Genomic DNA, 12,948 nt, shown 5'->3' with positions numbered 1-12,948 from the left:
TGAAATTACCGAGAAACTTCTAGCAGCAAAGAAAGCGAAAGGTATTTCCTTTGAAGATTTAGAAAAAATTGTCGGGTGTGATGAAACCTGGATTGCCTCGGTGATTTATCGCCAGGCGAGTGCCTCTACGGAAGAAGCCGAGAAGATCGTCACCGCTTTGGGCTTATCCGCAGAGTTGGCAGAACCCCTAACCGTGCCGCCTATGAAAGGTTCTCTGGAGCCTGTAATTCCTACAGACCCGTTAGTCTACCGATTCTATGAAATTATGCAGGTCTATGGAGTACCTGTGAAAGCCGTGATTCATGAGAAATTTGGCGACGGCATTATGAGTGCCATCGATTTCTCCATTGAGGTGGATAAAGTACCGGATCCAAAGGGCGATCGCGTTCAGGTAACCATGTGTGGAAAGTTTCTGCCTTACAAAAAGTGGTAGGCCACTCCCTCAAATTTTTACAAACCTACTTCCTTTAACCCTCTTTTTACCTAGCTGAGGAAAAGATGCAATTGCAGCTAATCGGTCAGGTTGAGGTCAATAGATGTTCAATAGATTTTTCTAGGACGTGCCAATGCTAAGTTTGTCTACTGCCATCAGACCTAAAGCGAGAGGCGCTAGGTCTTCCCTTGTGGTCCATTCCCTCTGGGCGATTACACTGGCCGGGTTCGGACTCTTACTCTTTGCTCCGAATGCCTTAGCCCACCACCCCCTGGCAGGGCGGTTGCCTGCGAACTTTTTTGAAGGCTTTATGTCGGGGGTCGCTCACCCTGTTATTGGTGTCGATCACTTTGTGTTTGTGATTGCGGTGGGGCTGATATCTGCTCTGATGCGGCAAGGCGTGATGATTCCGATTGCCTTTGTAATCGCAGGTCTGGCGGGGACGGGAATGCATCTCCAACGGTTAGATTTGCCTGCTCCAGAGTTTTTTATCTCGGCTTCCGTGCTCCTGTTTGGAGTTTTGTTGGCCCTCAAGCGCCATCCTAACTGGCAGATAGTTGCTGGATTAGCGGCAGTTGCAGGAATCTTCCATGGCTATGCCTATGGGGAAGCGATTGTGGGTGCAGATATGACGCCCATGGTGGCCTATTTGAGTGGGTTTACGGTAATTCAGCTTGGGGTCGCCTTAGGGGCCAGGGCAATCGGGCGCAGGATGCTCAAAGGGCATCAGATGCCGGAGTTACCGCTGCGGTTTTCGGGCTTTGCCATTTGTGGATTCGGGGCCGCCTTTCTGTCTGCCCTGATTTTGGGATAACGAACCGATGAAACGGCGTCAATTTTTAGAATATGCAGGGGCAGCAGGCTTATCTTTGGCAATGGCCGAAAAAACTACGGCCCTCGTCAATCCCCCAATTTATCCATTGGACTTATCCACCGTTGAGTTTGAGGTGACCACTGTCGATCGCAGGGGGCAGGTCAAGCAGCGGCAACCCCACCGAGCAAGGTATTTTACAGACGCCATCAATGGTACTGAGTTTTTGACGATGGTGGCGGTTCCATCGGGTCGCTTTTGGATGGGGGCTGCCCCCACCGAAGCCCAGACCCAAAGTTATGAGTTTCCTCGTCATCGCGTTAAACTCCCGAGGTTCTTCCTCAGTCAATATCCGATTACCCAGGCCCAGTGGGCAGCGGTGGCCACTCTACCTAAAATTAGGTATGACTTAAACTCCTCCCCCTCCTATTTTCAGGGCAAAGATCGCCCCGTGGAAAGTGTCTCTTGGTTAGAGGCTGTGGAATTTTGCGATCGCATCAGTCAACAAACAGGTCGCCACTATCAGCTTCCCAGCGAAGCCCAGTGGGAATATGCCTGTCGGGCTGGAACGCGAACACCCTTTAACACAGGAGAAACGATCACAAGCCAACTCGCAGACTACATGGGCACCACCCCTTATCGAGCTGAGGCAATCGGAGACTATCGTCAATCCACGATGGCCGTAGGGCGCTTATCCGCTAATGCTTTTGGACTTTATGACATGCATGGCAATGTCTGGGAATGGTGTGCTGATGTCTGGCATGCCAATTACCGAGGTGCTCCCCGCCATGGACAAGGGTGGGCAAGCTCTCGCCCATCCCAAAGGCGCACCATTCGCGGAGGGAGTTGGCTAAATTCTCCAGCCCAGATCCGTTCTGCTAGCCGATCGGGGTATGACCAAACTGCTCTGAATCGAACCATCGGTTTTCGGGTCAGTCTGAGCTAGCGCCATGTTGTAGAAATAGGCGATCAGGCAAATCGATAGACCCTAGACTCCCACTGAAGACAAGGTACCCCTCCTATGGCACTCCTCCCTAAAATTCCTGTGACGGTCCTGACTGGCTACTTAGGCGCTGGCAAGACCACACTGCTCAATCGCATCCTGACAGAAGAGCATCACCAGCGGATTGCTGTGATCGTCAATGAGTTTGGTGAAGTGGGTATCGATCACCAGTTGGTGATCAATGCCGATGAGGATATTTTGGAGATGAATAATGGCTGTATCTGCTGCACAGTGCGCGGTGACCTGATTCGAATTATGGGGGACTTGATGGCGCGCGCCGATTCCTTCGATCACCTAGTCATAGAAACCACCGGGTTAGCCGATCCCGCCCCCGTGATCCAGTCCTTTTTTGTGGATGAAATCATGGTGCGTCATACCCGGCTGGATGCAGTGGTGACGGTGGTGGATGCCAAGCATATTGAACACCATTGGCAGAGTAGTGAAGCCCAAGAGCAGATTGCCTTTGCTGACGCGATTCTGCTCAACAAAATTGATTTAGTCTCACCCCAGCAGTTGCGATCGCTAATGGAGAAGATTAGGGGAATCAATGCGATCGCAACCCTCCATCCCACTCAAGACTGCCAGATCAACTTAGACAAGGTCTTGAATGTGCAAGCCTTTGATCTGAAAAATGCCTTGAGCATCGATCCAGAATTTTTAACCGAAGACGCCCACACCCACGACGAGTCCGTCTATTCCATAGCCATTACTGAAACTGGAACCGTAGATGGCGATCGGCTTAACCGCTGGCTCTATCAGCTTGTGCAGGCCCGTGGCCCCGATATTTTTCGCATGAAAGGCATCTTAGATGTTGACCATGCCAAACGGCGGTTTGTGTTTCAGGGGGTTCATATGACCCTCGATGGTCGCCCTGGCCGACCGTGGCAACCCGGTGAAATCCGTAAAAATGAACTGGTTTTTATCGGTCGTAACTTAGACGAAGCCGAACTTCGATCAGGTTTCCAAGACTGTTTGGCCCCTGCCTATATCCCTGCTTAACCGTCCCTAGAGAGAGCATTATGAAACTCCAACACAATCTGGGTGGGCTAGAAGGGCTCGACCCCATTACCCCCGAAACCAAGGTCTTTGTTGAACCCTGGGAAACCCGTATTTTTGGGATTCACACGGCCATGATGGCCCTGAGCAATCACCTCAATACATCTCTGCCGAAATACGATATTGGCTCGGTACCCACCCAATTCAAAAGTTTTTGGACCTGGGGCCACCTGCGCCAGGGGGCTGAAGGTCTGCATCCTTTTGAATATTTCCGACTGCGCTATTACGAAAAATGGTTGGGGGGTATTTCCGGTTTCTTTATTGACGAAGGCTATATTACCCAAGAAGAGCTGGATGCCCGGACCGCCGAATTCCTCCAGGACAGTACTAAAGCCGCGGCCCCCCTACCCAAGGGTAGCAACTCGGCGATTGATACCCAAGTTGAACAGTATCTCCGAAAAGGGGATTCTCCTAAACGCCCTTTACCAAGCCCTGCCAAGTTTAAGGTGGGCGACCAGGTCCGAATTAAAAATGTCTCGCCCGCAGCCCATAGTCGATTGCCCGGTAACCTCAAGGGGCGGATAGCCGAGGTCGTTAAGGTATATGAGGGGGCCTTCACCTACTTTTTTCCCACCGAAGATGGCATCGGTACCCCTATGCCTGTCTACAGTCTCGCCTTCCAGGCCACCCACCTCTGGGAAGCCTCGACCACAGAAGCAAATTTAGTGTACTACAACGATATTTTTGAAGCCTATATAGAAGCGGTCTAAGGAGAAGCTGTCTAAGGAAACGATTATGCCAAGCAACTATCCCGGATTTAAATATAGTACCGACCGAGAAACCTTTAGTTCTGCTAAGGCCAAGGCCCTGGAGTCCCTATTGATCGAGAAAGGGATTATTACAGGCGACACGGTGAATAAAATCCTCAGCTATTTTGAAACGGAAATGGGACCCTTCAATGGGGCCAAGATTGTGGCCAAAGCCTGGGTTGATCCAGATTTTAAAAACTTATTGCTAGAGGACTGTAATGCTGCTTGCGAGCAAATGGACTTTCCTGAAGGCATGTCGGGGGCCGAAGGCGAACATATGCGCATTGTTGAAAATACCCCAGAGGTCCATAACGTGATTGTCTGTACGCTGTGCTCCTGCTACCCCTGGCCTACCCTTGGACTGCCACCCTATTGGTTTAAGGACCCCACCTTTCGTGCTCGAGTCGTACGGGAGCCTCGTCAGGTGCTGTCTGAGTTCGGCGTCCAGCTAGAGGAATCGGTCCAGATCAAGGTCTGGGACAGCAGTGCTCAAATTCGGTGGTGGGTGCTGCCCATGCGCCCTGCCGGAACAGAGGGCATGAGTGAAGCCCAGTTAGCCAACTTACTCACCCCTGAAGCCATGATGGGTGTGGCTACGGTCAAGGTTTAATCTTAAGGCTTAATCTATGTTCACTCAATTTGAGCACTTTGCCGCCACCAGCTTAATGGGCTCTCCTGGAGAAGCACCCCCCCGACAAGATGGACATTTGCAGTTTGAGCGAGAGTGGGAAAAACTGGCTTTTGGTGTTGCGATCGCACTCTCTAAACAGGGGTATTTCGAATGGGAAGATTTCCGGCAAACGCTGATTGAAACAATTCACCACTGGGAGGCGACCCATGACCTGACAGACCCTGAATGGGACTATTACCAGTGCTGGTTAACCGCCCTGGAAAAGTTGACCATTGGAACTGGCCTTATCCAGACAGAAGAATTGGAAGCCCACATGATTCAACTTCTGGACTGCAAGTCTGAACCGCAAGAATAACCAACCGGAATAGTCCATCCCCGCTCAAGCTGTTACACCTTCCGTTAAATCGATTACAAATTTGTCTATGGAAACCAAACCGCCCCTTCCTCCTTTTACCCTAGAAACTGCCAAAATTAAGGTTCGAGCCGCAGAAGATGCTTGGAACAATCGTGACCCTGACAAGGTGGCAATGGCCTATAGCGAAGATAGCTTTTGGCGCAATCGAGCCGAAATCTTTCAGGGTCGGCAAGCCATCCGGGATTTTCTGCGCCGCAAGTGGGATAAGGAGTTGGACTACCGCTTGGTCAAGGAACTATGGGCCTTTGGCACTAATCGGATAGCAGTTCGCTTTCAGTACGAATGGCATGATGATGCGGGGCAGTGGTACCGTGCCTACGGCAATGAAAACTGGGAATTCAACGCGGCAGGACTGATGCAACGGCGGGAAGCGAGCATTAATGATCGTCCAATCAGCACCGAAGATCGTCGGTTTTATTGGTCTGCACCTGGCCCCAGACCGAGCGATCATCCAGGGCTAATGAACTCACCTGAATAGGAAAGTGAAGGATCAATATCACTGACTTACTTCTTGCAAGGGATAGCCATAAAATCCTGTACCAAGGACAGCACAATTGCAATAACGAGTCCAGTCCTGAAGGTGCCAATCATTGAAGTCCAGCTTGTAACTCCGTCTAACGCAAGCATCAGTTGAGTCCATCGCCATGCATCTAACGCTCTGCTTCCAAAGCATAGGACTACTCTGCTGTTGGCAGAACTGGGGCAGGCACAGGGACCGGAGCGGGAGCAGGTGCAGCCACTGGGGCTGGAACAGGGACTGGAGCAGGAGCAGGTGCAGCCACTGGGGCAGGCACAGGGACTGGAGCAGGAGCAGGTGCAGCCACTGGCGCAGGCACCGGGACCGGAGCGGGAGTAGGCGCAGCCACTGGGGCAGGCACAGGGACTGGAGCGGGAGTAGGCGCAGCCACTGGCGCAGGCACAGGGACTGGAGCGGGAGTAGGCGCAGCTGCTGGGGCTGGGGCAGGGATCGAAGTCGGGGCGGCTGCTGGCGTATTTGGAGTTGCGGGCACAGGAGACGGAGTGGGGGCTGGAACCGCAGTAGGACTAGTAGGCACGCCCACAGGAGACGGAGTGGGGACTGGAATCGCAGTAGGACTAGTAGGCGCACTCACAGGCTTATCGATCTGCCGTGCAGGGACTGGAGCGAGCGGAGCAACTGCCCCAGTCGTCGCAGGTGGCGATGGGACGCCCCTAACTGGTGCTTGACGAGCTTTAGCTGCTGCTCGCTCTTGAGCGCGTTGTGCAGAGAACTCTCGATTCTTGCGAGCTTGTTCTTTCTCTTTAGCCGTTAAATCATTTGACTCTTCAAACGTTACTTTAATCGGTTTATTGCGTCTATCTTCGGGGATAGACTTAAGCTGCTTTTTAACCTTCTTGAAAAATCTTTTTGAGTCCTTCTCGATCGCTTTATCTAGCTCTGGATCACCTGTAGACCTTTCTAACCTCAACCCAACGGGTTCACCGTTTTCGTAAACTGGGATCATCCGTTCCTTTAAACCCGCCAATACTCTTGAATTCCGATCCTTCTTATAGCCAACTCCCAGCTTAGATCGTCCCTTTTTCTCCGATTTTTTGGGAGTAACCGGAGACTTAGGTTGAGTATTGACAGCCGTTTTTTGCCTTTTCCCAGATGGTTTTCCCTTAGCTCGTTTAGATTTGCCGGTAGATCTCTTTTGCTTAGACGTCCTAGATTTCTTCGTAGTGGTTGATCGACGTGTGGTATCCGCAGATTTATCTTTCCCAGTTTTCACGGGTGTCTCAGTAGAGACTTCCTTTTGATCAGATTCATCAGAGGTGGATGACGTCGGCTCCGGCTGATCCTCGGATTCAGCCGTGGGTGAAGATTCTTCGTTAGGCTCGCTGGTTTCTGTTTCTTCGGTCGTCGGCTCAGGTTCTTCAGGCGATTCTGCTTCTTCTGGACTATCAGGGAGTTCTTCCGGCTCAGGAATAAGGGGCTCAGGCGTCGAGTTTAAGGCGACAGGCTCTGGCACCTCAGCCACTAACTCCGCAGCATCTGGATCTTCTACTTCTTCCTCTTCTTCCAAAGGTTCAGATTCGATTTCCTCCAGAATGGGATCTTCTTCCTCCAATTCTTCTTCTGGAACCTCGACCACTGTAATCTCAATCGCATCCTCCTCAGCTAGATCATTTTCGGGAGAGGAAGGTAAACCAACACTAATTCCTAAGAATAAAGAGTGCATCACTAGGGAACCTGGCAATGTAAATGCCAGAATAGTGCGTACTAGGCGCTCTTCATTCTCTCTGTTATTGCTAGAGAGCGGGTTGAGACTCATTCGATTAACTGAGAATAGATATGTTTAAACAATACACAATATACTTGCTAAGCAAAAGTTACAGGCGAACATTGTGAAGGCAAATAAATAAGAGTGATATCGCTTACAACGCTATCTATAAGGAATTTTAACAAGATAATGACGCTCAATTTTGCCGCCAGGGAATTTTAGTGTTTGATGACAAAGCGCTCTTTACTTGACAATAGATTGCATTAATTATACGGTCTCATCTATAAGACCGATTGTGCCGGAATATCGACATCGTTTGGATAGCCCGGAGAATGGCAAGGGTGATTGTTGTTCTTGGTGTCTCTAGTTGGGAGTGTTCGAAGTCTTTTGCTATCAGAGCCAGTTATAGGTTGCTGTGGTTTCGGTCAAGGCAATCGGTCTTCCCTATCGCAGTATGGAACGGTATAAGTTCATGCAGTTTGGTCAAGTAATTACTGCAGGGGGAGTAGTGATGCTCCCTCTTATGGTGTTCTCTCTGATTGCCATTGCTCTGATTGTTGAGCGTTTGGTGTTTTGGACGAGACTCAATCGCAACCAGTTGCGGATTGTTAAGCATACGCTGAAGCTCTATCGCCACGACAATGCCTATGATGCTTTGGGATATGTGCAAGAGCAGGCTAAGTATCCCATCGCTCGCATCTTTTTAGCGGCGCTGTCGTTAGAGGAACCGACTCCTGATGAGTTTCGGTTAGCGTTAGAGAGTGAGGCTCAAGCTGAGCTACCCACGCTGAAGCGATTTACAACGGTGTTTGACACGATTATTAGTATTTCGCCTTTACTCGGACTATTGGGAACAGTGTTGGGCCTGATCAATTCCTTCTCGTCCTTGAACCTCGGGAATATCGGTGGTAGTGAAACAGCAGGAGTAACGGGGGGCATTAGTACCGCGCTGATTTCGACAGCCGCAGGATTGATTGTGGCGATCTCAACCCTGATTTTTGCTAATGCATTCCGCAGTTTGTATCAGCGGCAGTTGGCTTTTATTCAAGAGTATGGAGGCCAGTTGGAGTTGCTGTATCGTCATCGCTATGAGCGAGGAGGAGTCACTCATGCGCTTACCCGATGATCCCAGTGCACCGGCTCAGATCAATATTGTGCCGATGATTGATGTCATTTTTGCGATTCTGTCATTTTTTATCATTGCTACACTTTTTTTGAATCGCAGTGATGCATTGCCTGTGAATTTGCCTCAGGCCAAAACAGTGAAGCCACAGCTATCGACGAAGGTGACGGTCACCATCGGTGAGACGGGGGATTTAGCGCTCAACCGAGAACCGATCCAACTGGATGCCTTAGCCACAGAAGTTCAAGACTTAACAGAAACAACTGAAAAGGTCGTAGTGGTCATCCATGCGGATGAGCAAGTGGGTCATGGCCGCGTTGTGACGGTAATGGATCGCATTCGCGAAATCGAAGGCGCAAAGTTGGCCATTGCCGCCACAAAGAAACCATGACTGCTGGATCACACCATAACCAGCGTGTCTGAAGCCAAGAAATGGGCCAAATGATAAGCTCGCTCTTCTGTTGCTAGCAGTATCTGCTCATACAAGTGGCGGGTGCCCCGATCTCCCAGGCTTTCGGCCTGGGAAGCTTGGCTACGAAGCAGTTTGATCACAGCTTGCTCAGCAGCAAGGTCATGCGCCACCATCGTTCGACAGTTATAAATACCATCTGCTTCAGGTTCAAAACAACATAACTCAGCCAGCTTGCTGAAACTGGCGGCTGGCACCCCCCCTAAACCATTGAGGCGTTCGCCAAGATCATGGACATGGCTTTTGGTGGCATCTCCACACTCTTGAAAAAAGTTGTGGAGCTGATAAAACTCAGCACCTTCAACGACAAAATGATGCTTTTGATATTGTAAATACAATGCCTGAAAACTAGCTAGAGCCGTATTCATCCCCTCACAGACAGGCTCAGTGGCGGACCGATCCAATAAGACTGGATTGTCAGATATCTGGCCGAAATGTTGCACCACAGCAGTAGACATAATGTTCCTCTCTCAGAAAACGGCAAGTTTGGGCACAGAAAAAGTCAAGATGCTTGAATAATAACCTGTGTATTTTCTAGACTCGCTAGAAAAAGTCTCTTATTTTCCCAAAAGTTGGACAATCCTATGGGACCGGCTTGGTATTTCATATATAGCTATAAAGCAGATTGGGGCATTGTTTAAGGATCACCGCTGCTTGTAGATCACGACTGACTTTAGGATGCATTACTGATCAAAGGTGGATAGTCTCACAGATGACAAAACAGCTTATTGAGAATTGCCAATATTGCTCACAATTTTCTAAGCAAAATGGCGAAGATCCAATAGGGACAGCTAGTACAGCGGATCATTGGCTGGTTTTTGAACTCCCTCAACCCTGGCGGAAGGAGATGTTTACCACTGATCCGCTCATTAACCAGCTGATTCCCCTGCTCAAAAAACTGTTTTTCCGGCAGGGGATTTTGGTGCGTCCGGTTGCGATCGCACCTGATCGCGAATACTCGCACCCTCATCTGACCCGAGTGATCCATTTCTGGCGTCCCCAAAAATGTTTTGCCCAATACAATAGGTACGAGTATTTAGTGCCGAAGGCAGATAGTGGCGACTTTGCGATCTCACTTCTCCATACCCTATCTGGCAGAAAAAATGAGTTGCAACCCTTTCAGCAATATCTGCAACCGACGCAGCCCATCCGCGACCTCCTTATTTGTACCCATACTCAAGTTGATCTAGCCTGTGGGCGTTTTGGCACCCCTCTATACCGTCAGCTTCGAAAGCAATATGCTCACCAGAGTCAGTTACGGATTTGGCAAAGTACCCATTTTGGAGGACATCAATTTGCGCCTACCCTTCTAGATCTTCCCTTAGGCCAATTTTGGGGTCATCTTGAACCGCATATAGTAGAGACATTAATTACTCAACAAGGATCCTTGGAACAAATCCGTCCATTCTATCGGGGATGGTCTGGACTGACTAAATTTGAGCAGATTGCCGAAGGTGAGATGTGGATGCAAATGGGCTGGGATTGGCAGCACTATCCGAAAACAGGACGTATCAAGCGTAAAGGGCTTCAAGGTCTACAAAAGGTCCTGTATCCCCTCCTGAGATATATTCCCCTAAACATATTGCAACTGTGGTTGGAACAATGGACGTCGAAGGCAGCCTGGGTGGATATTGAACTCTGTTATCAGGACTCTCCAGCCTCAGACTTGAAGCGATGTACCTTCAGAGTGCTCAAGGATCACACCGTCAACTCCGCTAAAAAATCGGCTGCCCACAGAGGTGATGCTCTAGCGATAGAACCTGTACAACAATATCGCGTGGAACAGATTGTCAAACCCCATTAAGTTTATGCACCTGGGTGCCTAAGACAGCAACGAATGATGTGATTGACTGAGACAGCTGCTATTAATCGTTCAACAAAGACTATCTATTGAGAATATATGCGGGCATTTTTCGCTTCATACACACTTCCCCCCTTCCTGTCTCAATTATGTAGGTATAAGTATGCGCGAACAGAAATAGAAGGATGGGAGGTACTGATCCGTCGAGAGCTGATTCGCAGAAATCAAGAAATAGTCGAAGACGCAAGTCATTTATTGACTGTAAAGTTACAAGAAATAAAAACAGCAATTCCAGCTCAGCACCATTCATTCTTAACTCAGATAAAATTCTGGATAGAAGAATCAAACCCAGATTTTTCAGGGATGGTGTACCATCCTTCAGCTAAGTGGCTGCAAAATCACGGTTACAACCCACTAAAAGCTAAAGCAATAGAAATTGCTAATATCCAGAACTTTATCACATGGGACTCTATTCAGCCCTGGCATGTTCTACATGAACTCACTCATGCCTATCATCACCAAGTCATTACCCATGATTTTCAGCCTCTTATCCAAGCGTATGAGTATGCAAAGGAACAGGGTTTATATCAAAGAGTCCCCAGAAACAATGGAAAAATAACGACAGCTTACGCCCTGGGAAATGTGAAAGAGTATTTTGCTGAATTGTCAGAGGCATACTTTGGGGAAAATGATTTCTTCCCATTTAATCGAGAACAGTTGCGGGGCTATGATACTCGAGGATATTCTGCTGTCGAAGCAGCTTGGGATATCTTGGCTACTGAAGAATAATTACTTTAAATAATCTGCCTGCAATCAGCCAACGTTACGTTTACAAATCGGTAGCGTATGTGAACTTCGATGCCTAATTTACTTTCTGTAATTTGAAATAACCCTGACATTTTATGGCCATCGTTATCGCTTTGGTCTGGCTTCAAGTAATATTGCGAACTGTTCTATTTCAAGAATTGATCATTTAGCAGCTATTTCGAATTCACCTCTACCTCAAATAGCTCATCCATGAATCAGATGCTGATGACAAAGATGCTTCTAGATGCAACCTGATCAGGATGATGATCTTTAGATGTATTGACTACCAACCTCTTGTCATTTTCCCCAGATATCATCAAATATAAGATTTATTTCTCAAAAAAGTGATTTAAAGCAGGAAAAATTCTTTTTTTTGAGTATATCTATCGATTTTGGCCATTTTCTGTTATAAATCCTGTTTATCTATTCATACTCAAGACGCTACTTTGAATCTGAATCAGTCAGTGGCTTAGTCTCAGAGTTTTCTTGAGAAGTAGATACTGCGCAGATCGAGTGGGTTGCCAGCTCATCAAGTCCTTGACACGTATCTCGAGACTGACATGGGCATTACTTATTATTCCTTTTAGCTTATTAAAAATATTCTCAATAGAAAAAAGTTTATTGATGATATCTATCATGTAGAAATACTCATGAAAATGTATCTTTTTTAGCCATTAATATGTTTTTTCTCCTTATTCTTGTATCTAAGATAACAATTTTTTCGATAAATAATCTTTCCCAATTAAGAAAAATAATCTATACTTCGATCGGTTTTATCAAGAATAAAAGTCAATAAGATTACAAAATCTATGTTGACCTTGATTCCTGTAAGACCGAACGAATTCAAAGATAAATCGGAAAAATTGGGCTTATAACAGCAATAAATATAATTTCAACTGATTTAAGCTTCTTTTTCCCGTTAATCCGAAATTCTTCTTTCCATGAGGCCAATATTTTATGATTCCATCTCTATTGCCAGATCTTTCAACATCAGCTGTTCTCAAGCAAAGGCAATGGCCCTTAGTTGTCCTTGACGCTAATGTCGAAGACTATTCAGACTTAGCGGCTGATCTAACAGCACGTGCAGATGTTCTTGTCCTTTCTCCTGAACGTGATGGAGTCGAGCAAATTACTGCAGCTCTGGAGCAGCGCGATCGCATTACCGAATTACACCTTGTTTCCCATGGCTCATCAGGACGCTTACAAATTGGGAACACCCAACTGAGCCTTGAGACCATAGACAGCTATGCGGATCAGCTACAAGCTTGGTCTCATACTTTGGCAGGGGCTGATATCCATGTATATGGCTGTCAAGTTGCTAAAGGGGCACTTGGCTATCTCTTCTTGCAACAACTACATCAACTGACTGGTGCCAACTTAGCGGCCTCTAGTCAGCAGATTGGTCGT

Annotated in this window: 15 protein-coding genes; 13 read left to right on the top strand and 2 right to left on the bottom strand. The window is 48.0% G+C overall.

Annotation, left to right across the window (positions count from 1 at the left end; genetic code table 11):
- From cynS to Q0986_RS15295, 8 genes are all read left to right on the top strand, one after another.
- On the top strand, nucleotides 1-433 hold a 433-nt coding region (cynS, locus tag Q0986_RS15330), incomplete at its 5' end, for a cyanase (RefSeq protein ID WP_299412020.1).
- Nucleotides 434-575: 142 nt separating this feature from the next.
- Complete coding sequence (locus Q0986_RS15325) at nucleotides 576-1,247, top strand: HupE/UreJ family protein (protein ID WP_299412016.1); 672 nt, start codon at nucleotides 576-578, stop codon at nucleotides 1,245-1,247.
- A gap of 7 nt (nucleotides 1,248-1,254) precedes the next feature.
- Nucleotides 1,255-2,190 carry a formylglycine-generating enzyme family protein gene (locus Q0986_RS15320; protein WP_299412013.1) on the top strand — a complete coding sequence of 312 codons (936 nt, stop codon included), beginning with the start codon at nucleotides 1,255-1,257 and terminating at the stop codon, nucleotides 2,188-2,190.
- A gap of 75 nt (nucleotides 2,191-2,265) precedes the next feature.
- Nucleotides 2,266-3,246, top strand: a complete 981-nt coding sequence (locus Q0986_RS15315; protein WP_299412010.1) for a GTP-binding protein — start codon at nucleotides 2,266-2,268, stop codon at nucleotides 3,244-3,246.
- A 20-nt stretch (nucleotides 3,247-3,266) separates the two neighbouring features.
- Complete coding sequence (gene nthB / locus Q0986_RS15310) at nucleotides 3,267-4,013, top strand: nitrile hydratase subunit beta (protein ID WP_299412007.1); 747 nt, start codon at nucleotides 3,267-3,269, stop codon at nucleotides 4,011-4,013.
- Between the two features lie 25 nt (nucleotides 4,014-4,038).
- A complete protein-coding gene (gene nthA / locus Q0986_RS15305; protein WP_299412004.1) occupies nucleotides 4,039-4,662 on the top strand; it encodes a nitrile hydratase subunit alpha in 624 nt (207 codons plus the stop codon).
- A gap of 16 nt (nucleotides 4,663-4,678) precedes the next feature.
- A complete protein-coding gene (locus Q0986_RS15300; protein ID WP_299412001.1) occupies nucleotides 4,679-5,038 on the top strand; it encodes a nitrile hydratase accessory protein in 360 nt (119 codons plus the stop codon).
- A gap of 67 nt (nucleotides 5,039-5,105) precedes the next feature.
- Nucleotides 5,106-5,576, top strand: coding sequence for a nuclear transport factor 2 family protein (locus tag Q0986_RS15295; RefSeq protein ID WP_299411997.1), 471 nt, complete (start codon nucleotides 5,106-5,108; stop codon nucleotides 5,574-5,576).
- A 199-nt stretch (nucleotides 5,577-5,775) separates the two neighbouring features.
- On the opposite strand, the gene Q0986_RS15290 is transcribed toward Q0986_RS15295, so the two are convergent.
- Nucleotides 5,776-7,299 (bottom strand): hypothetical protein, encoded by a 1,524-nt coding sequence (locus Q0986_RS15290; RefSeq protein ID WP_299411994.1) that lies wholly within the window; start codon nucleotides 7,297-7,299, stop codon nucleotides 5,776-5,778.
- Nucleotides 7,300-7,813: 514 nt separating this feature from the next.
- Here Q0986_RS15290 and Q0986_RS15285 point away from each other — a divergent pair.
- The gene (locus tag Q0986_RS15285) at nucleotides 7,814-8,467 is read left to right on the top strand and encodes a MotA/TolQ/ExbB proton channel family protein (RefSeq protein ID WP_299412024.1); all 654 of its coding nucleotides are present in this window, start codon (nucleotides 7,814-7,816) and stop codon (nucleotides 8,465-8,467) included.
- Nucleotides 8,451-8,855: a biopolymer transporter ExbD gene (locus Q0986_RS15280; protein ID WP_299411991.1), complete on the top strand. Its 405-nt coding sequence runs from the start codon at nucleotides 8,451-8,453 to the stop codon at nucleotides 8,853-8,855. Before Q0986_RS15285 ends, Q0986_RS15280 begins: the two co-directional genes overlap by 17 nt.
- Before the next feature lie 8 nt (nucleotides 8,856-8,863).
- Here Q0986_RS15280 and Q0986_RS15275 read toward each other — a convergent pair whose 3' ends face one another.
- Nucleotides 8,864-9,391: a ferritin-like domain-containing protein gene (locus tag Q0986_RS15275; RefSeq protein ID WP_299411988.1), complete on the bottom strand. Its 528-nt coding sequence runs from the start codon at nucleotides 9,389-9,391 to the stop codon at nucleotides 8,864-8,866.
- Nucleotides 9,392-9,645: 254 nt separating this feature from the next.
- Between Q0986_RS15275 and Q0986_RS15270 the strand changes: the two genes are divergently transcribed.
- The 3 genes from Q0986_RS15270 to Q0986_RS15260 all read left to right on the top strand — a co-directional run.
- Nucleotides 9,646-10,737, top strand: coding sequence for a sucrase ferredoxin (locus tag Q0986_RS15270; protein WP_299411985.1), 1,092 nt, complete (start codon nucleotides 9,646-9,648; stop codon nucleotides 10,735-10,737).
- A gap of 96 nt (nucleotides 10,738-10,833) precedes the next feature.
- Nucleotides 10,834-11,523, top strand: coding sequence for a hypothetical protein (locus Q0986_RS15265; protein ID WP_299411982.1), 690 nt, complete (start codon nucleotides 10,834-10,836; stop codon nucleotides 11,521-11,523).
- Nucleotides 11,524-12,498: 975 nt separating this feature from the next.
- Nucleotides 12,499-12,948: DUF4347 domain-containing protein (locus Q0986_RS15260; RefSeq protein ID WP_299411980.1), on the top strand; the 450-nt coding region annotated here is incomplete at its 3' end.

Origin of the sequence: Acaryochloris sp. IP29b_bin.148 (assembly GCF_028285565.1) — a bacterium.
In the GTDB taxonomy this organism is placed as follows: Bacteria; Cyanobacteriota; Cyanobacteriia; order Thermosynechococcales; family Thermosynechococcaceae; genus Acaryochloris.
This window is presented reverse-complemented; position numbering and strand designations above follow the sequence as displayed.

Bases quoted from the DNA above. Each gene is read 5' to 3' on its own strand.
- Q0986_RS15290 (WP_299411994.1), bottom strand. From the start codon at position 7,299: ATGCACTCTTTATTCTTAGGAATTAGTGTTGGTTTACCTTCCTCTCCC.
- Q0986_RS15320 (WP_299412013.1), top strand. From the start codon at position 1,255: ATGAAACGGCGTCAATTTTTAGAATATGCAGGGGCAGCAGGCTTATCT.
- Q0986_RS15300 (WP_299412001.1), top strand. From the start codon at position 4,679: ATGTTCACTCAATTTGAGCACTTTGCCGCCACCAGCTTAATGGGCTCT.
- Q0986_RS15295 (WP_299411997.1), top strand. From the start codon at position 5,106: ATGGAAACCAAACCGCCCCTTCCTCCTTTTACCCTAGAAACTGCCAAA.
- Q0986_RS15285 (WP_299412024.1), top strand. From the start codon at position 7,814: ATGCAGTTTGGTCAAGTAATTACTGCAGGGGGAGTAGTGATGCTCCCT.
- nthB (WP_299412007.1), top strand. From the start codon at position 3,267: ATGAAACTCCAACACAATCTGGGTGGGCTAGAAGGGCTCGACCCCATT.
- Q0986_RS15265 (WP_299411982.1), top strand. From the start codon at position 10,834: ATGCGGGCATTTTTCGCTTCATACACACTTCCCCCCTTCCTGTCTCAA.
- Q0986_RS15280 (WP_299411991.1), top strand. From the start codon at position 8,451: ATGCGCTTACCCGATGATCCCAGTGCACCGGCTCAGATCAATATTGTG.
- nthA (WP_299412004.1), top strand. From the start codon at position 4,039: ATGCCAAGCAACTATCCCGGATTTAAATATAGTACCGACCGAGAAACC.
- Q0986_RS15275 (WP_299411988.1), bottom strand. From the start codon at position 9,391: ATGTCTACTGCTGTGGTGCAACATTTCGGCCAGATATCTGACAATCCA.
- Q0986_RS15315 (WP_299412010.1), top strand. From the start codon at position 2,266: ATGGCACTCCTCCCTAAAATTCCTGTGACGGTCCTGACTGGCTACTTA.
- Q0986_RS15270 (WP_299411985.1), top strand. From the start codon at position 9,646: ATGACAAAACAGCTTATTGAGAATTGCCAATATTGCTCACAATTTTCT.